Genomic DNA, 22,350 nt, shown 5'->3' on the forward strand with positions numbered 1-22,350 from the left:
GGAATCATCTGAATTGAAAGAATTATCTAACACAATTTGGTATAATGGGTAACTGAAGTTTTAGTACAAAGGAGCCCTTTACATAATGAGTATAGAGAAAATAAGAAAAGCGAAGGAAACGATTGGCAGGGTGATCCTCGGTAAAGATCAGGTTGTGGAACTACTGTTTGTCTCTATTATTGCAGATGGACACGCACTTCTCGAAAGTGTGCCTGGATCTGGGAAAACGAAGTTAGCTAAAAGTTTCGCTAAAGTGATGGAGGGGCGATTTTCAAGGATCCAATTCACGCCGGATGTCCTCCCAAGTGATGTCACAGGCATCCAATTTTTCAATCCTAAAACACAAGAATTCGAACTGCGTGAAGGTCCGGTAATGACGAATGTTCTACTCGCAGATGAGATTAACCGAGCGACTCCGAAGACTCAGTCCAGTTTGCTTGAGGTCATGGAGGAAAAGCAAACGACGGTGGATGGAGAGACGTTGAAAATTGCTCCACCACTTTTTGTCATTGCCACTCAAAACCCTGTGGAAGGAAACCATGGGACTTTTCCTCTTCCAGAGGCCCAATTGGATCGATTCTTGTTCAAAATTGACATGGGATACCCGGCGCAGCAAGAAGAAAAAAACATATTAAGAACCTATCAAAAAGATGAACCGTTTGAAACACTCACGCCGCAGATCACCTTAGGAGAAATTTTACAACTCCGTGAACAAGCAAAAGATATCTCTATTGCTGAAGATACTCTGAATTACCTTTTGGATCTCGTACGTTTGACACGTGAAAGTGAGAATATCGATTTAGGGGTCAGTACGAGGGGAGCTCTAGCATTCATGCGAGCGAGTCAGGCCCGTGCGTTACTGTTAGGGAATAAATTTGTCCGCCCCGAAGATGTGAAATTCCTGGCCCCTTATGTATTAGAACACCGTGTTGTTCTCTCCATGGAGGGGGCTATCCGGAAAACTAAAAGCCAGGTGATTCGGGAAGTGATCCAGGAGGTCCCTGTTCCCGTAGAAGAAGGTTCGGTCCAGTGATTGATTGGGAAAAGCGACTAGGGTTGGGAAGAAGGTTTTATGATGGTGTTTGGGCAGCGGTAATCCTCACCGGATTGGTCGGATTCATCATCAATCAGCCGATTTTTTATTTCCCTACAGGGCTTCTCATTATATTTATACTAAGTAGTAAGATCTTCGATCGTTACAGTGGCTCGAATTTTGAGCTGCAAAACGTTAAACATTCCGTTCGTTTGTTTCCGGGAGATGAGGCAGAGTGGGAGATCCATGTGAACAATTATTCAAAGATTCCTATGTTAAATGGAACGTTGTCCTTTGAAACAGGAAAAATGGTGAGTAGTAGAGGGGGTAGGGTGAATGAATTGAATCATTCCTATTCTTATAAATTACCCTTTTCCTTAATGAGTGGTGGAGAGTCCATCATTCATATTCCAGTGAGAGCGGAAATACGCGGGGTCACTAAGGCAAGGAATATATCGTTCCGATTTCCCCACTTACTGAATTTCACTCCTATCAAAATGTGGTATAAAAAAACGCATCGCACCGAGTTTATCGTTTATCCAACACCGGAAGTTGTCCACGGTGTCAACGAATATATTCATCCTTCTATCGGGGAACAACGCGCAAATTTTTCTCCCTATGAAGATGTTCTTACCCCTGTTGGAACACGTGATTATGAACAAGGAGATGCCTTTCATAAAATTCACTGGAAAGCGAGTGCGAAATCACAAACTTTGAAGACGAAAGTGTTGGAGCGTCAGGTGGATGCGAGTTGGACGATCATCGTCAACGTAGTGGAACAAACGAGACTAGGCAATGAACACTTGTCTACCCGCCTTGAGTCATTATTATCCTACGCGTGCTATTTGTGCTATACAGCTACAGAACGAGGTTACCCCTATGAAATGTTCATTAACATGCGCAAACCTCAAAGGCAACCTTATTTTTATCAAGAAAAAGGGGAGGGTAACGTTCATTTACGTCAATCCCTGGAAATGTTGGCACGGATTGATAAAGAACAACGGCTTCTGCCCATGGACCAATTGTTCCATTGGTTCGGGCCGCGTGGCTTAAGTAGTAAAGTTGTTCTCATAGTGGGAGAAATACCCGATGGAGCCATAGATCAGTTAAAAGACTGGAAATCTAAAGGCACCGTAGTACTTCAAGTACAGATGAATGGATCGTCGGCCTATTTACGCCCTGCACTACAAGGAAGGGGGCTTGAATATGGTAGAAGGTAAAAAGAATATCATTTTTGTATATCAGACTTTTGGGGAAGCCATGCTTTTCTTCGTGCTACTTTTTCCTTTGATTCAGTGGACGCCTGTATCTCTCTCCTATATTCTTTATTGCATCTATGTGATCGTTAGCATCGTTCTGTTTTTTCTTATTAGAAAGTGGTCGGCAGGCTTTTCCCCTTATCTGATTAGTATAACTGCAATTGTAGCCATTGCTTATTTTTGGGGAGCAAGTTTATTACTAGGTTTCATTGTCGGATCATTTCTAGCTTGGAGGTATTACCGTCACGAAACTGATCCTGATTTGAATCATGAACTCTCATTAATTTTGTACACGTCGATTCTTACTTTTATTATGATTTTTTTCTTCCGGTCCTGGGACCTTGTCTACGCGTTAATTACCTTATATGTTGTCACGTGGGTAGGATATGCTTTTTCCCACTATTACAACGTAGACAAAAGGGAGAGAAAAGGAGCGGGAAAAAGTCTCTTTGTCCTCTTCCTCTCATTAATTTCATGTACCTCCGTTGTACTGCTTCTTTTTCCCTTTCTAAGATCATGGATGGGAGTGCTTTGGAATGGAATCTCGTACACCTTTCTTGTAGGGGTCAACGGGATTTTGACACTCCTTGCCAAAATAGGTCTTGATGTTTCCAAGATAGAGCCTAGGGAGGAAGGTTCTCTGCCGGAAATCGAGACTTCTTCTCAAGAAAGGCAGGAAGACCTTCAGCGAATGAATGATAGCAACCAAGAAACGATTCAAAAAGTAGCTGGTGCTATTGAAACAGGATCCATTGTCCTGATTGTCGTTGCCCTTCTTATAGCCATTGTCATCTTTTTCTTCTTACGAAAAAGGGCGGCTATGGATATGGAAACGAGCTCTGATGCTCTCAACTATCAGTATTATGCGCATAAGGAAGGAGATAAAAAGAAAACATTCTCTTCCTTTCCTTTTCATAGATCCCGGACAGAAGGATGGGTAAGAAAGCAGTTTCGCATATTTGAACATTTTGCTGAACGGAATGGATATGGCAGATATTCAAACGAATCCCTGGAGGACTGGTTTCATAGAATTGGACTTGCGATAGAGTCTACGGTTCTTTATCAAAAAGTGCGGTATGGCGGTCAAACGTTAACGGCCGATGAAAAAGAGCAATTTGAGCTTGAGTTGAAAGAACTAAGACAAAAAATCATTGAGAAAAAGCAATGACCAAAAGGAAATGAGTTTAAGCACTTCTTTTTCAGGAAACATACAGTATAGATTCGATTTACAATTCTTGAAAGGAGTCGCTGTTTTATGGACTTAAATAAAGAAATAAAGAAACTAGAGGCAGTACATTTAGAAAAACCACAAAAAGTATTTACGATGTATCTAAACACCGACCCTTCCGACCCTGATCAACAAGGGGGAGAATGGAAGATCCATTTGAAAAACGGATTGAATAATTTTGAATCCTATCTTCAGGAAGATGGAGATTCAGACGAAAAGAGAAACTATTGGGCAGTAAAAGAAAAAGTTGAGCAATTCATAGAAGAAAATGAACAAAACTTTGCTAAAAGTGTTGTTTTATTCGCTACCGGTGATGAAACGGTATGGTTTGCTGAACGTTTCCAAATGCCTGTAAAAACAGAATTCTACTGGGAAGAAACCCCTGTCCTGGATCAACTGAAAGAGATGCAGAACAAGTTCCCTAAAACAGGAATCGTTCTAACCCAGAAAAACCAAATCAAATTGATTGATGCACAACTTGGGTCGTTGAATGATACACAATTGTTTGAACTTGATCTGGATACGGAAGATTGGAGACAGCACCAAGGTCCACACCGTGCTCAGCCTTCCATGGGATCTGGTGGTGCCAAAACTTCCAAGAGAGATCAATTCCAAGAGCGTTTCGAAGCCAACCGTTATCGTTGGTACAAGAGTGTAGCTCCTAAGATTGATAAACTAGCTAAAGATTACGGCTGGGAGCGCTTCTATCTTGTAGGTGATAAAGAGGAGCTGAAAGACCTGCAGGACCATATGAATAAAGAAGCAGAAGAAATGATTAACAAAAACCTTCTAGACCATGAAGAGATGCATGTTCTTGAAGAAGTTGTACAATAGCATGAAAAAGGTGCTGGTTTCAGACCGGCACCTTTTTTTGTCTCCGGATTCACTGCTTAGAGCTTTCTTATGAGACAGGGTCTCCTATGGTGTACTTACCCCTTTTCTCTCTTCATATCCAAGGAGAATCTTAACATTATACATATAAGAAATAGGTATGATAAAATATTATTTAATGAAAATAAATCAGATTGGGGAATGACACATGTTCGTCGTAGATTCTATGGTGAAGGTACCAGATCATAAAGCAGATGATTTAATTGATATATATAGAAAACGATCCCGTCTTGTAGACCAGGCGGATGGTTTTATTTCCTTTCAACTGCTGCAGAACGACAGGAAACCCGGTGAACTGACGGTGCACTTGGAATGGGAATCTAAAGAAGCTTATCTCAAATGGGCTCGCAGTGAGCAGTTCAAGAAAATCCATGAATTAGAGAAGCAATATCCCGATCAGGAACTTCAAGGGATCGTGCCGAAGGTATCTAAATATGAGGTGGTCGCCACGTGAATAAGTCTGAGCAGAGTCGCTTAGTTCAATTAGTAGCAGATGAAATTTATGAGGCTTACCCATACCTTTGGGAAAAATTCGGTCAGAACGGACGAGATCGAACAGAAGAAGATAACTTCCATCATTTAGATCATTTACAAGCGGCCTATGAGATGGATAGTGTCGATTTTTTTATTGATTACACGAAATGGCTGAATACGGTGCTTACATCAAGGGAAGTACCTACTTCGCTGATTATTGATAATTATGAACGCCTCGTGCGCCTTCTTAAAAACATGGAGGTTGTGGACGAGGACGAAAAACAGTGTTATATCAAATATTTGGACGAGGCTTTACAACATTTGCATACACTTTCAAAGAGGTGAATACTTTGGACGTGCAACACGAAACTTTAGCTCATTATTTCCTTCAAGGAGATGAACATGGGGCAGAAGATTATATAAAAACTTTATTAGAAAAGCATCCGAGGGCTTATTTGTATGAAGATATCATTACTCCCGCCATGTATTATGTTGGAGAACTGTGGGAGAGAAATGAAATATCCGTTGCGGACGAACACCTGGCTACAGCCATTTGCGACTTTGTGCTCTCGAAAATTGACTCGGAAAGTGGTCCTGTAAGTAGAAGACACCAAAAGAACTTCAAAGCTATGTTATTCGGTGTAGAAGAAGAACAGCATTATATAGGTTTGAAAATGGTGGCAGATACGTTTAAAGACCATGGGTGGAGAGTGCGTTATTTGGGGCCGGACCTCCCTTTGGACCACTCTTTCACTCAAATAGAAAAGTACCGGCCTGATGTCATCGGGATATCAGCGGCATTGCCTTATCGCTTAAAAACAATCAAGAGGTTGTTGGAACGTTTTTCTCAATTAGAATGGAATCCGCTGATTATGATTGGCGGCAGAATAGTAAAAAAATACGACTTGAAAGAATTTGAATCTGAACAAGTGATGGTGGTTAAGGATCTGGATCATCTGAAACGTTGGTTCAATGAAGGAAGGGAAGAAACGATCAATGAAACGAGTTGAACGCAGCTTTCCTTTGCCACACGTCATTATCAATAAAAATTTTAGAGTTGAATCCATATCGGATGAAGCTGTTGAGATGTTCGGCGAAGTGGACAACCTTTTAGATGTTATGGATGAAGGGAGCCTGTCTAAGATTAAAAAATGGGTCACCCCTGATGTTCATAAACTCTCAATAGAAATCGCAACTAAGCCTTCAGGTGAAGGGCAGAATCCAATCACATGCGATATGCATGTGAAGTGGAAAAATGATTTGTATGCAGAAGTGTTGATCATTCCAAAAGATGAACAGCTATCAAAAGTGACTAAAACCATGGATCAATTGCGGTCCCGGTTGAATGATACTAACTTTCAGCTGCTTGAAGAAAAGGAGAAATTGGAAGATGCGATCGAGCACGGAAACCGACTTTCCGCTCCGTTTATCCGCTTAACGGAAGAAACCGCATTAATTCCGCTTTTTGGTCATATTACAGCGGATAAAATGTACACAGTAGAAGAGCCATTGCTGCAAGCTACCCAACACGGGGATATCGAGAGAATTCTTTTTGATTTTACGGCAGTAGGCCAAATCGACGGCGATGGAGCTCAATTATTGAAGAATTTAATGACTTCTTTATGTTATATGGGTTCTGAAGTCATTATCACCGGGGTTCGCCCGGAGCAGGTGAAACGTATCCAGTTGATTCATTTTTCATCAGAAATTACGTTTATGAATTCTCTTCATCAAGCTTTAAAAAAATATTGCAATGATTAGAATTACCCGCTCCTATATATAGGAAGCGGGTTTTTAAATGTGCAAAGATCATTCTTTCATAAAAAAACGTTAAGGAATCAATCTTTTGTGGAATAGTTAACCAAGAGCTAAGTTTAAGAAAGGGTGTGAAACTATGGAAATGACATTAGAAGTAAATGGAATGACGTGTAACCACTGCGAGCAATCCGTGAAGGGTGCTCTTCAAGAATTGGAAGGGGTACATGGTGTAGAAGTTGATCTGGACAGCGGGAATGTAAACATCACGTACGATGAAGCTTTTGTAAGTAAGAAAATGATGAAAGAAGCCGTAGAGGCTCAAGGGTATGAACCTGTAGGATAAACAAAAAGAAGCCCGGAAACGGGCTTCTTTTTTAGCTCTACGATCGTTAAAAATTATTGGACATTGTAAGGCAATTGGGTCTTATAACCTGTGAATTGTTGATACGTCTGATCGATTTTCTGCTTCTCTGCCTGTTCAAGTGCATACCATCCGTTTTTAAACATGAGATTGTATAAGTTGCGTTGGCAGTCCTGGGTTTCCTTGAAAATCGTAGCAAGATCTTGATAAAGGTTTTGATTGCTAGCTTCGTTTAAGGCGATGTTATAAGAAGCGGTCATATATTTTTCAGTTGTCAGCTGATCATTAACAAAATCTCTCTCATTCATTTGTGGAGTTTTAGGAACATTTGTTTCAGGGTTTTGAATCTTTTGAGTCTGATTCATGATATACCTCCTCAGTTGGTTGTTTGGGATTGAGAATTCAAATGATTAAGCAGCTTATCATAATGGCGCTGGTGCATTTGACCAGCCTCTTCTAAAGCGGCCTGTATTTCTGGTGTTTGACAATTTTGTGCAAAGAAATGAGCTTTTTTACAGGCATTCAAATTCCAAGACAACATGTCAGCTAGATAAAGCTGATCTTTTGTACTCACGATATTAGGTACTTGAGACATGGGCTGGGACTGCTGCATGGATTGATTTTGTTGTTTCATCACGTTTCCTCCTTCATTTTTCATTTTTTATTATGACCTTCATCGCCATTTCTATAAGAAAAATCATTTCAGTAGCCAATGGTAGTCATAACTTGTGGAAAAAGGTGGGGGTTTGTCGAAGGAAACATAATTTTTACCCATTCCATCTAATAAATGATAAAATAGTAGTATGTTAACGATTACATGACAGAAAAATCAGAACGAATTTTGTAAACGGGAACAAGGTTTAGGGGGTTGGAGAATGGAACGGATACTCAGAAACTTTTTTCTTTTTTTATCAAAAAACCGCTTTTTTACCAAGTTGGCAAAGAAATATGGACTTCGCTTTGGGGCAGGTAAGTTTGTAGCGGGAGAAACCGTGCCGGATGCGGTTAAAACAATCAAAGAATTGAACGAGAAGGGGATGGCTGTAACCATCGACCATCTAGGGGAATTTATTGATAGTGAATCCGAAGCACGGGAAGCAGCGGAAGGCTGTATAAAAGCAATCGAGGCGATTGCCGACCATCAGTTGGATTCACAGCTTTCTTTAAAATTAACTTCTATGGGTCTTGATATATCGGAAGACCTTGTGATGGAGAATATGCGTAGGATTCTGGATGTCGCTGAAGAAAAAGATGTGTTTGTTACCATTGACATGGAGGATTATGAAAGATGTGAAAAGACACTTGAAATCTTCAAGAAGCTCCGTGAAGATTATGAGCATATAGGGACCGTATTACAGTCTTATTTATACCGAACCGTTGATGATATAAAAGAACTAGACAAATACCATCCGAATCTACGACTAGTTAAAGGCGCTTATAAAGAGTCACCGAAAGTCGCTTTTCCCGACAAGAAAGACGTAGATGAGAATTTGAAGAAGATCATCCGGATCCATTTGCTGAACGGGAACTACACAGCCGTAGCCAGTCATGATGATCGAATGATCGAATACACGAAATCGCTTGTAGAAGAAAAGGATATCTCAAAAGAACAATTTGAATTTCAAATGCTCTATGGAATCAGAGTGGAAAGACAGGAGGAGTTAGTAAAAGAAGGGTATAAAATGCGAGTGTATGTTCCTTATGGAAATGACTGGTATGGGTATTTTATGAGAAGGCTCGCTGAGAGACCGGCGAACGTTGCCTTTGTACTAAAAGGTGTATTTGGAAAGTAATTCGATGCCCGCATATTTGCGGGCATCCTTTTATGAAGTTGTGCATAAAATACAGGAACAAGTAAATTTCAAGAGAAGATTTTACAGAATTATGGAGAAAAGGATTGCGAAATGTCTGAAAATATTTTATATTATACATAGATACGAATTAGCCGTACTTATTTTTTTGGCTTTAAAATGAATGAGCATTCATTCAAATGAGATAGGGGGAAATGTAATGAATCACAAAATCAAGCGGGCAGCCGTCCTTGGATCTGGAGTAATGGGCGCAGGAATCGCCGCCCATTTAGCGAATGTAGGTATTCCTACATTGATGATGGATATCGCCCCTCGCGAACTAACTGATGCAGAGGCAAAAAAGGGGCTTACGCTGGAAGATACAGCCGTGAGAAACCGGATTGCTGCTGAAAATAAAAAAGCACTGCTTAAACAAAAACCTTCACCACTAACAAGTAAACAAAATCTTAATCTAATTGAAGTCGGAAACTTCACAGATGATATGGAACGTTTATCAGAAGTCGACTGGGTCATTGAAGTAGTCGTGGAGAACCTTGATATCAAGAAAAAAGTATTAGCTGACGTTGACCGTCACCGTAAGAAAGGCTCGTTTGTCAGTTCCAATACTTCTGGAATTTCAATTGAAGCCATGTCCGAAGATTGCAGTGAGGATTTTAAATCTCATTTCCTAGGTACACACTTCTTCAACCCACCACGTTATTTGAAGTTATTAGAAGTGATTCCTACGAAGCATACAAGTCCAGATGTGCTTCAATTCATGAAAGAGTTTGGAGAAGATGTTCTTGGCAAGGGTGTTGTTGAAGCGAAAGACACGCCCAACTTCATTGCCAACCGAATTGGAACGTACGGTCTATTAGTGACCGTTCAGCAAATGCTTGAAAAAGGATACTCCGTCGGTGAAGTGGATTCAGTCACCGGACCGATGATAGGAAGACCAAAAAGCGCAACCTTCCGTACGCTTGATGTTGTTGGTTTAGATACGTTCATTCATGTAGCCAACAATGTGTACGACCAAGTAGAAGGAAAAGAGAAAAAAGCTTTCGAAATTCCTTCCTTCATGAAACAAATGCTTGAGAAAGGTTGGTTGGGATCGAAGAGTGGGCAAGGTTTCTTCCTTAAGCAGAAAGGCGAAAAGGGAAGTGAAATCCTGCAGCTTAACCCTGAAACCCTTGAATACGAAAAACGTGGCAAGTTGAAGACCAAAGCCACTGAAATGGCGAAACAGGAAAAAGGCCCACAGCGAAAATTGAAAACGCTCGTACATGCAGAAGGTGACCGTGCTGGCGACTTAGTGTGGTCCGTTGTAAAGCCAGTCCTTCTCTATTCAGCAGAATTGTATGGTGAAATTGCTGATGATGTACCGTCTATTGATGAAGCTATGCGCTGGGGATTCGGCTGGGAACTTGGTCCATTTGAAATGTGGGACAGTATCGGCCTTAAAGCATCTGTGGAGCGTATGAAGAAAGAAGGAGAGACGATTCCAACGTGGGTAGAGAAGATGCTGGATGATGGAATCGAAACATTTTATAAGAAGGAAAATGGAAACGTTTACTTCTATCATGAAGGAGAATACAAACAGCAGTCCTTTAATGAAAAAGTCATCAACCTTAAACGCCTGAAAGAAGAGCGTGAAGTCATAAAGAAAAATGCTGGTGCCAGTTTAATTGATCTTGGCGATGGGGTCGCTGGTTTGGAGTTTCATTCTAGAAGCAATGCCATTGGACTTGATATTATTCAGATGATCAATTTTGCGGTTGATCATGTAGATGAGAACTTCGAAGGCCTTGTCATCGGCAACCAGGCAAAAAACTTCTGTGTTGGTGCCAACCTTGGAATGATTCTCATGGAAGCGCAGGATTACAACTTCTTTGAAATCGAAATGGTCGTAAAGAGTTTCCAGGACAGTATGATGAAAATGAAATATTCAGATAAGCCTGTTGTTGCAGCGCCATTTGGAATGACTCTTGGCGGGGGAGCGGAAGTTTGTCTGCCTGCTGATGCCATCCAGGCTTCACAGGAAACCTATATGGGTCTCGTGGAAGCTGGTGTCGGTCTGATTCCCGGTGGTGGTGGAAATAAAGAACTCTATATGAAGCACTTAAGAAACATACCTAAAGGCATTGATTTTGATCTGCAGAAGGTTGCCAACAGTGTGTTTGAAAAAATCGCTATGGCTAAAGTCTCCACTTCAGGAGAGGAAGCCAAAGAGAATGGTTTCTTAGACCAGCAGGATGCCATTAGTGTCAACGGCGACCATCTCCTCCATGATGCGAAACAAAAAGTGCTCGGGCTGGCGAGGTCAGGCTACCAGGCACCTAAACGTACGAAAATCCCGGTAGTTGGTGAGCAGGGCTATGCCACAATGCTTCTAGGTGCCAAATCACTAGCGCTAAGTGGATATGCCAGTGAACATGATCTTAAAATTGCTGAAAAACTTGCTTTTGTTCTATCAGGCGGAAAGTTGAAAGAGGGAACGCTCGTAGATGAGCAGTATCTATTAGATCTGGAACGTGAAGCCTTTTTAAGTCTTGTAGGGGAGCCGAAGTCTCAAGCTCGTATGCAGCACATGCTTATGAAAGGCAAGCCGCTACGTAATTAAGTTAATAAAAAGAGGGGGAAGAGCCGTGAAAGAAGCAGTTATCGTATCAGGAGCTCGTACACCAGTCGGTCGGGCGAAGAAAGGGTCACTTGCACATACGCGTCCCGATGATCTGGCCGCTTTGACAATTAGGGAAACATTGAAAAGAGCCAACAATTATGAGGGCAACATCGATGATGTCATCATTGGATGTGCGATGCCTGAAGCAGAACAAGGAATGAACATGGCGAGGAATATCGCAGGCCTTGCCGGACTTCATCATAAAGTGCCAGCGATTACAGTTAACCGATATTGTTCCTCTGGTTTGCAGAGTATCGCTTATGCCGCAGAAAAAATCATGCTTGGTCACAGTGATACAGCCATTGCAGGTGGTGCGGAGTCTATGAGCCTCATCCCTATGGGAGGTCACGTGATTAAGCCGAATATTCAGTTGGTCGAAAATGCTCCTGAGTATTATATGTCTATGGGGCATACCGCTGAAGAAGTGGCGAATCGTTTTGAAATATCAAGAGCAGATCAGGATGCATTTGCGGTACAGAGTCATGAACGTGCAGCGAGAGCGATTCAGGAAGGAAAATTTGAGGATGAAATCGTTCCAGTTGAAGTGACGAACCGTGAGCTTGGAGAAGACAATAAAGTAAAAGAAAGAAAAAGCTTCTTCTCTATGGATGAAGGAGTTCGCGCAGGTACTACACAAGATGTACTTGGCAAGTTGAAGCCTGCGTTCTCAACAACAGGTTCTGTAACAGCGGGAAACTCTTCACAGATGAGTGACGGTGCAGCAGCTGTTATGGTTATGGACCGCGAAAAAGCAGAAGCTGAGGGTCTTACACCTCTAGTCAAATTCCGCTCCTTCGCAGTAGCCGGAGTAGAGCCTGAGATCATGGGAGTTGGACCGATTGAAGCTGTACCAAAGGCTTTGCGGATGGCTGGTCTTTCTTTATCCGACATCGGTCTCTTTGAATTGAATGAGGCCTTTGCATCTCAATCCCTTCGCGTCATTCGTGAACTTGGATTAGATGAAGATAAAGTAAACGTAAACGGTGGGGCGATCGCTTTGGGTCACCCGCTGGGATGTACAGGAACAAAGCTTACATTAAGTTTGATCCATGAAATGAAACGACGGAATGAGCAATTCGGTGTTGTGACTATGTGTATTGGTGGCGGTATGGGAGCCGCTGGAGTATTTGAATTAATTTAACTCGGGGAGGAACAGAAAGATGAGCGATTTGAAAGAGATGATTAAAGGCGGAGGATTCATTGTCGAAGATTTGGCAGCAGAAGATGTGATTACACCGGAAGATTTTACAGATGAACATTTAATGATTGCTAAAACAGCGGAAGATTTTGTTCTTGGCGAGGTTGTTCCAAAAATTGATAACCTTGAAAACCACGAATTTGAACATTCCGTAGCCCTTTTGAAGCAAGCGGGAGAGTTGGGATTGTTAGGTGCTGATGTACCTGAAGAGTACGGTGGACTTCAGTTAGATAAGATCAGCTCTTCATTGATTACTGAAAAGTTTTCCCGTGCTGGAGGCTTTTCCGTTACCCATGGTGCTCACGTGGGCATCGGCTCTCTACCGATTGTTTTCTTCGGTAATGAAGAACAGAAACAAAAATACCTTCCATTGCTTGCTACAGGGGAGAAAATTGCTGCGTATGCTTTAACAGAGCCTGGTTCAGGATCCGATGCTCTTGGAGCAAAAACGACAGCAAAGTTAAATGATGCTGGTACTCATTATGTATTAAATGGAGAAAAGCAGTGGATTACGAACTCTGCCTTCGCTGATGTGTTCGTCGTATACGCCAAGATCGATGGAGATAAGTTCACGGCGTTTATAGTGGAGCGTGACTACCAAGGCGTATCTACAGGTCCAGAAGAGAAAAAGATGGGAATTAAGAGTTCTTCCACTCGTACATTGATATTAGAAGATGCGGAAGTCCCTGTTGAGAATGTTCTTGGAGAAGTTGGGCGCGGGCATGTCATCGCATTCAACATTCTAAACGTCGGTCGCTACAAACTGGCAATTGGCGGAGTAGGTGGTTCTAAGCGAGCAATTGAGCTTTCGGTCAAGTATGCCAAGGACCGCAAACAGTTCAAGACTCCAATCGCAAGCTTTCCATTGATTCAGGAAAAGATCGGTTCCGTAGCAGCCAACACCTATGCAAATGAGAGCTCCGTATATCGTACGGTAGGATTATTCGAACAAAGCATGGGTAAATTGTCTGACGAAGAGCTGAAAGATGGCGCTGCCGTTGCTAAAGTCATTGCAGAATATGCAATTGAATGTTCATTGAACAAAGTGTTTGGAACAGAACTGCTGGACTTTGCTGTGGACGAAGCTGTACAAATACATGGTGGATACGGTTTTATGGCTGAATACGAAGTAGAAAGAATGTACCGTGATTCCCGAATCAACAGAATCTTTGAAGGTACGAACGAAATCAACCGTATGATCGTCCCAGGGACACTGTTGAAGAAAGCAATGAAAGGAGAGTTGCCTCTCCTTCAGCAAGCACAAGCCCTTCAAGAAGAAATTATGATGATGATGCCGGAAGAACCGGGTGTAGAAGTTCTGGAACAAGAGAAATATTTATTGAAAAATGCGAAGAAGATTGGTCTCCTTGCTGCTGGTCTTGCCGCACAGAAATACGGAGAAAAACTGGAAAATGAACAAGAACTTCTTGTAAATATCGCGGATATAGTAGGCGAGATTTATAACATGGAATCTGCCGTTCTTCGTACGGAGAAAGCAATCAATAAATCAGGTGAAGAGAAGAACAAACAGAAACTCCTCTATACACAAGTGTATGTGCAGGAAGCCTTCAATCGAATCGAAGGACATGCGAAAGAAACATTGATTGCAGCGGAATCCGGGGATTCTTTAAGAATGATGCTCGGTGCCATGCGTAAACTGACACGTCATACACCAACAAATGTTATTCCTAAGAAGCGTGAGATTGCAAAAGCATTGATTGAAGCTGAAAAGTATACGGTTTAAAAAAATAAGATTGAATGTCACACAGGGCCTGCACTTTCGAAAACGCGAAGGTGCAGGCCTTCGTTTTTCTCTATTCATCTTAAACAATATGGCAGGTTTCTTGAAGACTCAGTTTCGAGACTTTCCAGGGTTCGTTACCTGGATTGTGCGCCAGGGGTGGCTGGGAAGCTACTCGCTTTCCTGCGGGGATGACGGCAAGCCTCCTCGTGCTACGCACTGCGGGGTCTCGCCAGCCAATCCATTCCCGCGGGAGTCTCGCAGCTTCCCAACCACCCCTTTCGATGTAAGAGAGAAACGAACCCCTGTACAAAGTTGGATGGTCTTCCACCGTCCAACTGTTAGAGGTATAAAGCGCTCTGGATCAAGCTTTTAAGTGCTATGGAGATATTCTATAATCCACTTCCCATAATCATACGAGCTGACTTTTTAATCGTGGTTTTGAGAATCTTTCATGGCAAAGGGGCGGAGGGGAATGGCGAGACTCCTGCGGGAAAAAGGTGCAGGGTGAGACCCCACAGGACGCAGTCCGAGGAGGCTCACCGCGCTCCCGCGGAAAGCGAGCTATTCCCCGCAGCCCCCATCCTCTCAACAAAAGTCTCGAAACTGAGTCTTCCACAATCGGGAGCGATTATGGAAGAGCGTGAGGTGAATATGAAGACAATCTAAGAAATAAATGAAATCTTTGCCTTCGTTGTGATAAAATATTAGACAACAAGAATGAAGGAGGGTGTGGAGATGTCTTTAACCTTCTATTGGTACCCAAATTGTGGTACATGTAAAAAAGCTAAAAAGTGGTTGGATGAGGAAGGGATTGACTACGAATCTGTACATATTGTTAACAATCCCCCTTCAGAAGAGCAGTTGAAGAGCTTTATTGCTACTAGTGACAAACCTGCAAAAAAATTCTTTAACACTAGTGGGAAAAAGTATAGAGAACTGAATATGAAGGAAAAGCTAAAAGAAGCAGAAGAAGCACAGATGATTGAGTGGTTAGCATCTGATGGAATGCTGATTAAGCGGCCCATCCTAACTGACGGTGAAAAAACAACGGTAGGGTTTAAGCAGGAAGAGTTTGAAAATGTTTGGGCTCAGTGAGCACATTATTGGGAATAGAAGCCTATAGCTTTTATGTTTATATTGGTTATTGAATTTTAATTATTATTTTGGAGGTAATTGACATGAGCGTACCTAAAGACCTGCGTTATTCTGAAGAACATGAATGGGTGAAAGAAGAAGGGGAAAAAGTTAGAGTCGGTATTACTGAATTCGCGCAATCAGAACTTGGAGATATCGTATTCGTAGAACTTCCAGAAGTCGGGGATGAGCTGGAAGCGGATGAGCCGTTTGGCAGTGTAGAGTCTGTGAAGACAGTTTCTGAACTTTATGCTCCTCTTAGTGGTAAGGTTGTCGAAGTTAATGAAGACTTGGAAGACAGTCCGGAATTTGTTAATGAATCTCCTTACGATAAAGCCTGGATGGTTGTTGTTGAACCAAGTGACAACTCCAAGGTCAATGATTTGATGACCGCGGAAGAATATGAAGCAATGATTGATGAAGACTAAGGATAGTGCATTGGACAGGCAGGGCTTTAAGAAACCTTGTCTGACATGATCACGTTTGATCTTAATCATGTTCAGACCATGCCTGACAGGCATGGTCTGTTTCTATATAGTAGGTGATGAAGATGGATGGAGAACGAATCGTCATTGTTGAAGGAATCACGGATAAAAAGAAGTTGAACAAGGTTCTTGATGAAGATATTGAAATCATCTGCACCCATGGGACTTTAGGAATCGAGCGGATGGAAGAAATGATTTTTGATCACAATTTAGATGATCGGACCGTGTATATTCTCGTGGATGAAGATGACTCTGGCTACAAATTAAGAAAACAATTGACGGAAGAGCTTCCTCACGCCGAACATATCTATATAGATAAGGCCTTCAGAGAAGTAGCAGCTACGCCGGAAGCTGAATTAGCAAGAGCCTTACTTAGTAGGCATTTCAACGTAAAATCGATTTATTTAATATAGGAGGATGGCTGTGGAGGAAATAAAAACATCACCAGAAGTAAAGAAGCACTTTGATGCTCCACAAACGACCCTCACCTTCGTTCACAGCCCTTTTTGCGCAACGTGTCATTTAGCACGTCAAATGCTTACAACACTTGAAGCGGTCTTTGATCGGGGAGTTTTTAAGGAAATGAATGCTTCTCTGCACCCTGAATGGATGCAGTATTATAAGATTAAAAGTGTCCCATGTCTGCTAGTGACGAGGGATGGGGAGGTAGAGGAAAAGATATATGCTTTTCAATCTGTCTCCTATATGTATGAGAGAGTCGTTGGTTTTGTTGAATAGTGTATGTATTTCCCAGGAAATGACCACTACTGTAGAATTGAAAACTTCTCTTATTAAATATGGTTTGGAAGTTATTCTATAATAAAAAACAGGGAAGACTCTCCAGAGTCTTCCCTGTTTTTTCTAGTCATGAATATCATACGATTTCTCCTAGTTTGCTTACAATATCTAAGAAGGAGGACTGATCACCAAAATTCGCATGGATATTACCTTGTTGATTGATGATGATGGTGGAAGGAACGCCATCACAATTGTACATGTCATAAACGTAACGTCCTTCGTCAGAAAGAGTAGGCTGCATTAAAAACTTTTCGGTGAATTCGAGACCTTCCTCTATCATCCGTTCCCTTCCAGAAACATTGATCGTCAGCATCGTTACTTTTTCATGATCCATCGTTTTGAACAGTTGTTCTTTCATAGGTAAATCTTTCCCGCAATCTGGACACCAGGAGGCCCAGAAGGTCAAGACAATAACTTTCCCTAGGTCGTCTTCCAGTTTATAGATTGAAGATTGATCGTTAATATAAGGCAGTTCAAATAAAGGGGCTTGTTCACTCAATGTCATTCTCCTTTGTATCTGGCGAAGTTATGGATTGACGCTAATCTATGTCCCATGCTAACATAATTATTAATTTCATATCGACATCTTCACTTATCCAGAGTGGCGGAGGGACTGGCCCGACGATGCCCGGCAACCGGCAGGTAGACTGTACGGTGCTAAATCCTGCGAAGTCTTTGACTTTGATAGATGAGAAATGTAAACGCGATCAATCTCTTCTATTAAAGAAGGGATTTTTTTATTGTGTAAATCGCGTGAATATTTGATGTTTTGGTTTATAATTGATCGTTTTTTTTTATTTTTGATCGACTTTATTTTCTGAACAATCTGTTTTGGAGTTGACACAAAATTCGTACGGTGCTAAAATCCTCTTTGTGCTACTTAAACGAGTTAAAGTGATAATAATTTAATAGACTAAAATCTCTTATCCAGAGTGGCGGAGGGACTGGCCCGATGATGCCCGGCAACCGGCAGAACTATTTTGCTCAGGTGCCAATTCCTGCAAAGTGAAAAACTTTGACAGATGAGAGAACAGATTTTTAGGTAAGATTAAAAACGCCGCTCTGTTCTCATAACAGAGCGGCGTTTTTTTGGAAGTGGAGGGAAATCATCATGATTACAATTAAAGGACTATCAAAGATATTCCACACGAAAGATCAGGATGTACGAGCTGTGGATGATTTAAGTCTTAACATTAACAAAGGGGAAATTTATGGGGTGATCGGCTATAGCGGTGCCGGTAAAAGTACATTTATTCGTTTACTGAACCGGTTGGAAGACCCCACAGAAGGAAGCATTCTTGTCGATGATCAGGAACTCACTTCTTTAAGCAAAGGAAAATTAAGGTTGGCAAGACAAGAAATCGGAATGATCTTCCAACATTTCAACTTGCTTTGGTCGCGAACCGTTCATGATAATATCGCTTTTCCATTGGAAATTGCCGGGATCCCTAAAGCTGAAAGGCAGAAACGAGTCGATGAATTGATTGAATTGGTGGGGTTGAAAGGACGTGGAGGTTCTTATCCATCCCAATTGAGTGGCGGACAAAAGCAGAGGGTGGGGATAGCCAGAGCACTTGCAAACAACCCTAAAGTTCTTTTGTGTGATGAAGCTACATCCGCCTTGGACCCAGAGACCACGGATTCGATTCTTGATCTTCTTGTGGATATTAATGAAAAGCTCGGCCTTACAATCGTTCTGATTACACATGAAATGCATGTAATACGCAAAATTTGTCATCAGGTGGCGGTTATGGAAGAAGGGAAGATTGTGGAGCAAGGGGAAGTCTTGGATGTCTTTCTTCATCCTCAAAAACCGGTAACGAAGAAGTTTGTGGATCAGGTGATGGGAGATCCGGAAAAAGAGACCTCCCTGCAGTTGATCAAAGATAATTACCGATCTGGAGAAATTATACGCCTTCACTTTGTCGGAGAAAGTACAAATCAAGCACTCATCAGCGATTTATCCAGGAAGTTTGAAGTAGATGTCAACATTCTGCATGGGAAAATCACCCAGACGCAAAAGGGTGCGTATGGAACAATGTTTGTACAGTTTGATGGAAATCAAAAAGAAGTCGAGCGTGCCATTGATTATATTGGGTCAACATCTGTAGAAGTGGAGGTGAATCCACATGTTTAATGAATGGTTCCCGAACGTAAGAATGGAAGACATGATTACAGCTACAAATGAAACCCTCTACATGACTCTGGTATCTGTCGCGGGTACGTTTGTTTTAGGTTTACTATTGGGCCTGCTTCTTTATTTGACCGGCCCTGGGGGTCTTTGGGCAAACAAAACATTGAATTGGATCACTGCCTCTATCGTTAACATATTTAGAGCGATTCCTTTTATCATTCTCATTTTATTGTTGTTCCCGTTTACTGATTTTCTGATTGGAACTATTCGAGGGCCTCAAGCAGCGCTACCTGCACTAATTATTGGTGGAGCTCCATTCTATGCCCGTTTAGTGGAAATTGCTTTGAAAGAAGTCGATAAAGGTGTTGTGGAAGCCGCAAAATCTATGGGAGCGAAGTACTCGACCATCATTTTTAAAGTATTACTCCCGGAATCGATGCCAGCGCTTATATCGGGAATTACTGTAACAGCGATCGCATTGATTGGATACACCGCAGTAGCAGGTGCAATTGGATCAGGTGGACTTGGCGACTTCGCCTATTTCTACGGCTTCCAAAGAAGTAATTTTGATGTTGTATTTATCTGTACCATTTTAATCATATTGATTGTGTTTATATTCCAATTCATCGGAGATGCGATCTCACGGAAATTGGATAAAAGATAAAGATAAAATAAAGAAAGGGAGAGAATAAAAAATGAAAAAAATCTGGACGAGTTTAATCGCCGTATTATTTATCCTTGTTCTCGCAGCTTGCGGGTCATCGAATGAGGAGGAAACTTCATCAGGATCTGAAGGTGAGGATGGAACCAAAGAGATTAAGGTAGGAGCTACTAGTGTTCCTCACGCTGAAGTTCTTGAAAAAGCAAAACCTATGCTCGAAGAAAAAGGAATCACATTAGAGATTGAAGAATATCAGGATTATATTTTACCGAACCAAGACTTAGATGAAGGTCGAATCGATGCAAACTATTTCCAAACGATCCCTTATATGGAGACTCAAGAAGAAGAGAAAGGATATGACTTTGCAAACCTCGGTGGTATCCACATTGAGCCGATCGGAGTTTATTCTCAAAAGTATGAAAACCTGGAAGATGTAGAAGAGGGCACGACGCTAGTCATGAGTCGTTCCGTATCTACTCACGGACGAGTTCTTTCTCTCTTAGAAAAAGAAGGGCTGATCAAATTGGATGAAAGTGTTGAAAAAGTAGAAGCTACGGTACAGGATATTGTAGAAAACCCTAAAAACATTGAATTTGATACAGGTGTAGATGCAGCAAACCTTCCCCAGGTTTATCAACGTGAAGAAAACGTGCTTGTAGCTATTAATACAAATTATGCGATTGAAGCTGACTTGTCTCCAAGTGAAGATTCAATTATTCTCGAGGAATCTGACTCTCCATATGTAAACGTTGTTGCTGCTAATAGTGAAGATAAAGACAATGAAGCATTGAATACCCTTGTAGAAGTTCTTCGTTCTGAAGAGATCGTAGACTTCATAAAAGAAGAATATGACGGCGCTGTTGTGCCGGTATCAAGTGATGCTGAATAACGGATAAAATGGGTGGCTGCGGTTTATACTAACCGCAGTCACTTATTTTTATTGGGAGGTTTTCGTATGCAGGAACAAAATATGACGTGGACGCAAACGTATTTACATGATTATAAAGAAGGAATGGGAGCCTTCAGAGAGCACATGCCGGAAGTTTCTCATAAGTTCGATGAATTTACACAAGAATGCTTTAAAGCAGGGGAATTATCTAAAAAAGATAAGCAATTGATGGCATTAGGAATCAGCATTGTTGCACAGGACGAGTATTGCATGATTTACCACACGAAGGGCTGTGTCGATCAGGGAGCAACAGAGAAGGAAATATTAGAAGCCTGTGGTGTGGCTGCGGCATTTGGAGGAGGAGCAGCTTTGAGCCAGGCTGTAACACTTGTACAGGATGCATACATGGATTTGACGTCAACGGTTAATTGATCCACTTATTAGAAAATTCGAGAAAATCGAATGTATTCTAAACAATCGCTCTAGGTAAACGCTTACATCAGAGAAAAGAGTTTGATTTGGTGAATTTTAGAGTTTCAAAGGGCTTTGTTTGGGTATATTATTTGTGGTATTTTAAATTGTGTAAATAATCTGAAAGGATTGATTCGTTATCAATGACGATCTGAATTTGAATTACACTGCTGATATGGAGAAAGCCATGCACCAGTCTCATAACATGAGTTATGCGGAGTACAGCAGAAAGTTGGATACACGCTTGAAAGTAGAAGAGAAACGCCAACGTGAATTCGAAGAGAGTCAGAAAATGATTGCCCAAGTCGACCGTCAATTGCATAGATAATTCATGACATTAGATGAAAAAATCAGGTGTGTTTAGCCACCTGATTTTTTCATGTTATAATACACATGAAAAATGTAGAAATTTGTTTGTTACATGTCCGGTTCAACGTTTTCAGCTAATGGGAAAAAGTTGATAACAAGCACTAAATGATATAAGATTATAATGAGAATAAATTGAGAATAGTTCTTTGTTTCCGATTAACTTGGACATTCGATAAAAATAGATACTGGAGGTATTCATTTATGGCAGGATCAACTTTAGAAATCAAAGATCTTCACGTAGAAATTGAAGGTCAGGAAATCCTTAAAGGTGTTAATTTAACAATCAACGGTGGGGAATTCCACGCTGTTATGGGACCGAACGGAACCGGTAAATCCACGCTGGCTTCCGCAATCATGGGTCACCCTAAATATGAAGTAACAAAAGGTGAAGTATTGCTTGACGGCGAAAACGTTCTTGAAATGGAAGTGGACGAGCGAGCTCAAGCAGGTCTATTCCTTGCAATGCAATATCCTAGTGAAATCAGTGGTGTGACAAATTCTGATTTCCTTCGTTCTTCTATTAACGCTCACCGTGAAGAAGGCGACGAAATCTCTCTTATGAAATTTATCAAAGAGATGGACGCGAAGATGGACACACTTGATATGGATAAAAACATGGCTCAGCGTTACCTTAACGAAGGTTTCTCCGGCGGTGAGAAAAAACGTAATGAAATCCTACAATTGATGATGATTCAACCAGCGATTGCCATCCTGGATGAAATCGATTCAGGTCTTGATATCGATGCACTGAAAGTTGTTGCAAAAGGAATCAATGAAATGCGCAACGACGCTTTCGGCTGCTTGATCATCACTCACTACCAGCGTCTATTGAACTACATCACTCCTGATAAAGTACACGTTATGATGCAAGGACGTGTTGTCAAATCCGGTGGGCCAGAACTTTCCCAGCGTCTTGAAGCGGAAGGTTATGACTGGATTAAACAGGAACTTGGCATCGAAGACGAAACCGTTAACGCGTAATTAAGATAGGAG

General features: G+C 41.5%; 26 protein-coding genes and 2 riboswitches. Of the genes, 23 read left to right on the forward strand and 3 right to left on the reverse strand.

Annotated features, from left to right (window positions below):
• The first annotated feature begins 85 nt into the window (after positions 1 to 85).
• The 9 genes from J0K78_RS14315 to copZ all read left to right on the forward strand — a co-directional run bounded on the left by J0K78_RS14315 (position 86) and on the right by copZ (position 6,986).
• Positions 86 to 1,033 carry an AAA family ATPase gene (locus J0K78_RS14315; RefSeq protein WP_206947664.1) on the forward strand — a complete coding sequence of 316 codons (948 nt, stop codon included), beginning with the start codon at positions 86 to 88 and terminating at the stop codon, positions 1,031 to 1,033.
• Positions 1,030 to 2,253, forward strand: coding sequence for a DUF58 domain-containing protein (locus J0K78_RS20320; protein ID WP_206947665.1), 1,224 nt, complete (start codon positions 1,030 to 1,032; stop codon positions 2,251 to 2,253). The genes J0K78_RS14315 and J0K78_RS20320 overlap by 4 nt, the downstream gene beginning before the upstream one ends.
• Complete coding sequence (locus J0K78_RS14325) at positions 2,240 to 3,460, forward strand: hypothetical protein (RefSeq protein WP_206947666.1); 1,221 nt, start codon at positions 2,240 to 2,242, stop codon at positions 3,458 to 3,460. The genes J0K78_RS20320 and J0K78_RS14325 overlap by 14 nt, the downstream gene beginning before the upstream one ends.
• An 87-nt stretch (positions 3,461 to 3,547) precedes the next feature.
• Positions 3,548 to 4,354, forward strand: a complete 807-nt coding sequence (locus J0K78_RS14330; RefSeq protein WP_206947667.1) for a VLRF1 family aeRF1-type release factor — start codon at positions 3,548 to 3,550, stop codon at positions 4,352 to 4,354.
• A 205-nt stretch (positions 4,355 to 4,559) separates the two neighbouring features.
• Complete coding sequence (locus J0K78_RS14335; RefSeq protein ID WP_160911640.1) at positions 4,560 to 4,865, forward strand: antibiotic biosynthesis monooxygenase family protein; 306 nt, start codon at positions 4,560 to 4,562, stop codon at positions 4,863 to 4,865.
• Complete coding sequence (locus J0K78_RS14340; RefSeq protein WP_206947668.1) at positions 4,862 to 5,230, forward strand: hypothetical protein; 369 nt, start codon at positions 4,862 to 4,864, stop codon at positions 5,228 to 5,230. The genes J0K78_RS14335 and J0K78_RS14340 overlap by 4 nt, the downstream gene beginning before the upstream one ends.
• Before the next feature lie 11 nt (positions 5,231 to 5,241).
• Positions 5,242 to 5,895 (forward strand): cobalamin B12-binding domain-containing protein, encoded by a 654-nt coding sequence (locus J0K78_RS14345; protein WP_370551141.1) that lies wholly within the window; start codon positions 5,242 to 5,244, stop codon positions 5,893 to 5,895.
• Positions 5,882 to 6,646, forward strand: a complete 765-nt coding sequence (locus J0K78_RS14350; protein ID WP_206947670.1) for an STAS domain-containing protein — start codon at positions 5,882 to 5,884, stop codon at positions 6,644 to 6,646. The genes J0K78_RS14345 and J0K78_RS14350 overlap by 14 nt, the downstream gene beginning before the upstream one ends.
• 133 nt (positions 6,647 to 6,779) lie before the next feature.
• Positions 6,780 to 6,986 (forward strand): copper chaperone CopZ, encoded by a 207-nt coding sequence (gene copZ / locus J0K78_RS14355; protein ID WP_160911647.1) that lies wholly within the window; start codon positions 6,780 to 6,782, stop codon positions 6,984 to 6,986.
• Positions 6,987 to 7,039: 53 nt separating this feature from the next.
• Here copZ and J0K78_RS14360 read toward each other — a convergent pair whose 3' ends face one another.
• On the reverse strand, positions 7,040 to 7,369 hold the full coding sequence (locus tag J0K78_RS14360) for a spore coat protein (protein WP_146816736.1): 330 nt from the start codon (positions 7,367 to 7,369) through the stop codon (positions 7,040 to 7,042).
• Positions 7,370 to 7,380: 11 nt separating this feature from the next.
• A complete protein-coding gene (locus J0K78_RS14365; RefSeq protein ID WP_206947671.1) occupies positions 7,381 to 7,638 on the reverse strand; it encodes a hypothetical protein in 258 nt (85 codons plus the stop codon).
• A 241-nt stretch (positions 7,639 to 7,879) separates the two neighbouring features.
• On the opposite strand from J0K78_RS14365, the gene J0K78_RS14370 reads away from it, so the two are divergent.
• The 8 genes from J0K78_RS14370 (at position 7,880) to J0K78_RS14405 (ending at position 16,773) form a co-directional block, all read left to right on the forward strand.
• Positions 7,880 to 8,797: a proline dehydrogenase family protein gene (locus J0K78_RS14370; RefSeq protein WP_206947672.1), complete on the forward strand. Its 918-nt coding sequence runs from the start codon at positions 7,880 to 7,882 to the stop codon at positions 8,795 to 8,797.
• Positions 8,798 to 9,014: 217 nt separating this feature from the next.
• Positions 9,015 to 11,414, forward strand: coding sequence for a 3-hydroxyacyl-CoA dehydrogenase/enoyl-CoA hydratase family protein (locus tag J0K78_RS14375; protein WP_206947673.1), 2,400 nt, complete (start codon positions 9,015 to 9,017; stop codon positions 11,412 to 11,414).
• Between the two features lie 25 nt (positions 11,415 to 11,439).
• Positions 11,440 to 12,615 (forward strand): acetyl-CoA C-acetyltransferase, encoded by a 1,176-nt coding sequence (locus J0K78_RS14380; protein WP_160911652.1) that lies wholly within the window; start codon positions 11,440 to 11,442, stop codon positions 12,613 to 12,615.
• Between the two features lie 19 nt (positions 12,616 to 12,634).
• A complete protein-coding gene (locus J0K78_RS14385; protein ID WP_206947674.1) occupies positions 12,635 to 14,416 on the forward strand; it encodes an acyl-CoA dehydrogenase family protein in 1,782 nt (593 codons plus the stop codon).
• 735 nt (positions 14,417 to 15,151) lie between these two features.
• Complete coding sequence (locus J0K78_RS14390) at positions 15,152 to 15,511, forward strand: arsenate reductase family protein (protein WP_206947675.1); 360 nt, start codon at positions 15,152 to 15,154, stop codon at positions 15,509 to 15,511.
• Positions 15,512 to 15,594: 83 nt separating this feature from the next.
• On the forward strand, positions 15,595 to 15,978 hold the full coding sequence (gcvH, locus tag J0K78_RS14395; protein ID WP_160911657.1) for a glycine cleavage system protein GcvH: 384 nt from the start codon (positions 15,595 to 15,597) through the stop codon (positions 15,976 to 15,978).
• Positions 15,979 to 16,100: 122 nt separating this feature from the next.
• The gene (locus J0K78_RS14400; RefSeq protein ID WP_160911659.1) at positions 16,101 to 16,448 is read left to right on the forward strand and encodes a toprim domain-containing protein; all 348 of its coding nucleotides are present in this window, start codon (positions 16,101 to 16,103) and stop codon (positions 16,446 to 16,448) included.
• 10 nt (positions 16,449 to 16,458) lie between these two features.
• Positions 16,459 to 16,773, forward strand: coding sequence for a thioredoxin family protein (locus J0K78_RS14405; protein WP_242517896.1), 315 nt, complete (start codon positions 16,459 to 16,461; stop codon positions 16,771 to 16,773).
• 136 nt (positions 16,774 to 16,909) lie between these two features.
• Here the strand turns inward: J0K78_RS14405 and J0K78_RS14410 are convergent, their stop codons facing one another.
• Positions 16,910 to 17,332: a TlpA family protein disulfide reductase gene (locus tag J0K78_RS14410; protein WP_242517897.1), complete on the reverse strand. Its 423-nt coding sequence runs from the start codon at positions 17,330 to 17,332 to the stop codon at positions 16,910 to 16,912.
• 90 nt (positions 17,333 to 17,422) lie between these two features.
• Positions 17,423 to 17,528: riboswitch (SAM riboswitch) on the forward strand.
• A gap of 225 nt (positions 17,529 to 17,753) precedes the next feature.
• A riboswitch (SAM riboswitch) is annotated at positions 17,754 to 17,862 on the forward strand.
• Positions 17,863 to 17,944: 82 nt separating this feature from the next.
• Here J0K78_RS14410 and J0K78_RS14415 point away from each other — a divergent pair.
• The 6 genes from J0K78_RS14415 to sufC all read left to right on the forward strand — a co-directional run bounded on the left by J0K78_RS14415 (position 17,945) and on the right by sufC (position 22,338).
• The gene (locus J0K78_RS14415) at positions 17,945 to 18,970 is read left to right on the forward strand and encodes a methionine ABC transporter ATP-binding protein (protein ID WP_206947677.1); all 1,026 of its coding nucleotides are present in this window, start codon (positions 17,945 to 17,947) and stop codon (positions 18,968 to 18,970) included.
• On the forward strand, positions 18,963 to 19,631 hold the full coding sequence (locus tag J0K78_RS14420; protein WP_206947678.1) for a methionine ABC transporter permease: 669 nt from the start codon (positions 18,963 to 18,965) through the stop codon (positions 19,629 to 19,631). Before J0K78_RS14415 ends, J0K78_RS14420 begins: the two co-directional genes overlap by 8 nt.
• Before the next feature lie 31 nt (positions 19,632 to 19,662).
• Entirely contained in the window at positions 19,663 to 20,517 is an 855-nt protein-coding gene (locus J0K78_RS14425; RefSeq protein ID WP_206947679.1) for a MetQ/NlpA family ABC transporter substrate-binding protein, read from the forward strand.
• Positions 20,518 to 20,583: 66 nt separating this feature from the next.
• On the forward strand, positions 20,584 to 20,949 hold the full coding sequence (locus J0K78_RS14430; protein WP_206947680.1) for a carboxymuconolactone decarboxylase family protein: 366 nt from the start codon (positions 20,584 to 20,586) through the stop codon (positions 20,947 to 20,949).
• A 196-nt stretch (positions 20,950 to 21,145) separates the two neighbouring features.
• A complete protein-coding gene (locus J0K78_RS14435) occupies positions 21,146 to 21,316 on the forward strand; it encodes a YuzK family famiily protein (RefSeq protein ID WP_202412393.1) in 171 nt (56 codons plus the stop codon).
• Between the two features lie 242 nt (positions 21,317 to 21,558).
• Positions 21,559 to 22,338 carry a Fe-S cluster assembly ATPase SufC gene (gene sufC, locus J0K78_RS14440; RefSeq protein ID WP_089654165.1) on the forward strand — a complete coding sequence of 260 codons (780 nt, stop codon included), beginning with the start codon at positions 21,559 to 21,561 and terminating at the stop codon, positions 22,336 to 22,338.
• Positions 22,339 to 22,350: the final 12 nt, after the last annotated feature.

It is taken from the genome of Halobacillus sp. GSS1 (assembly GCF_017307035.1).
Taxonomy (GTDB): domain Bacteria; phylum Bacillota; class Bacilli; order Bacillales; family Halobacillaceae; genus Halobacillus; species Halobacillus litoralis.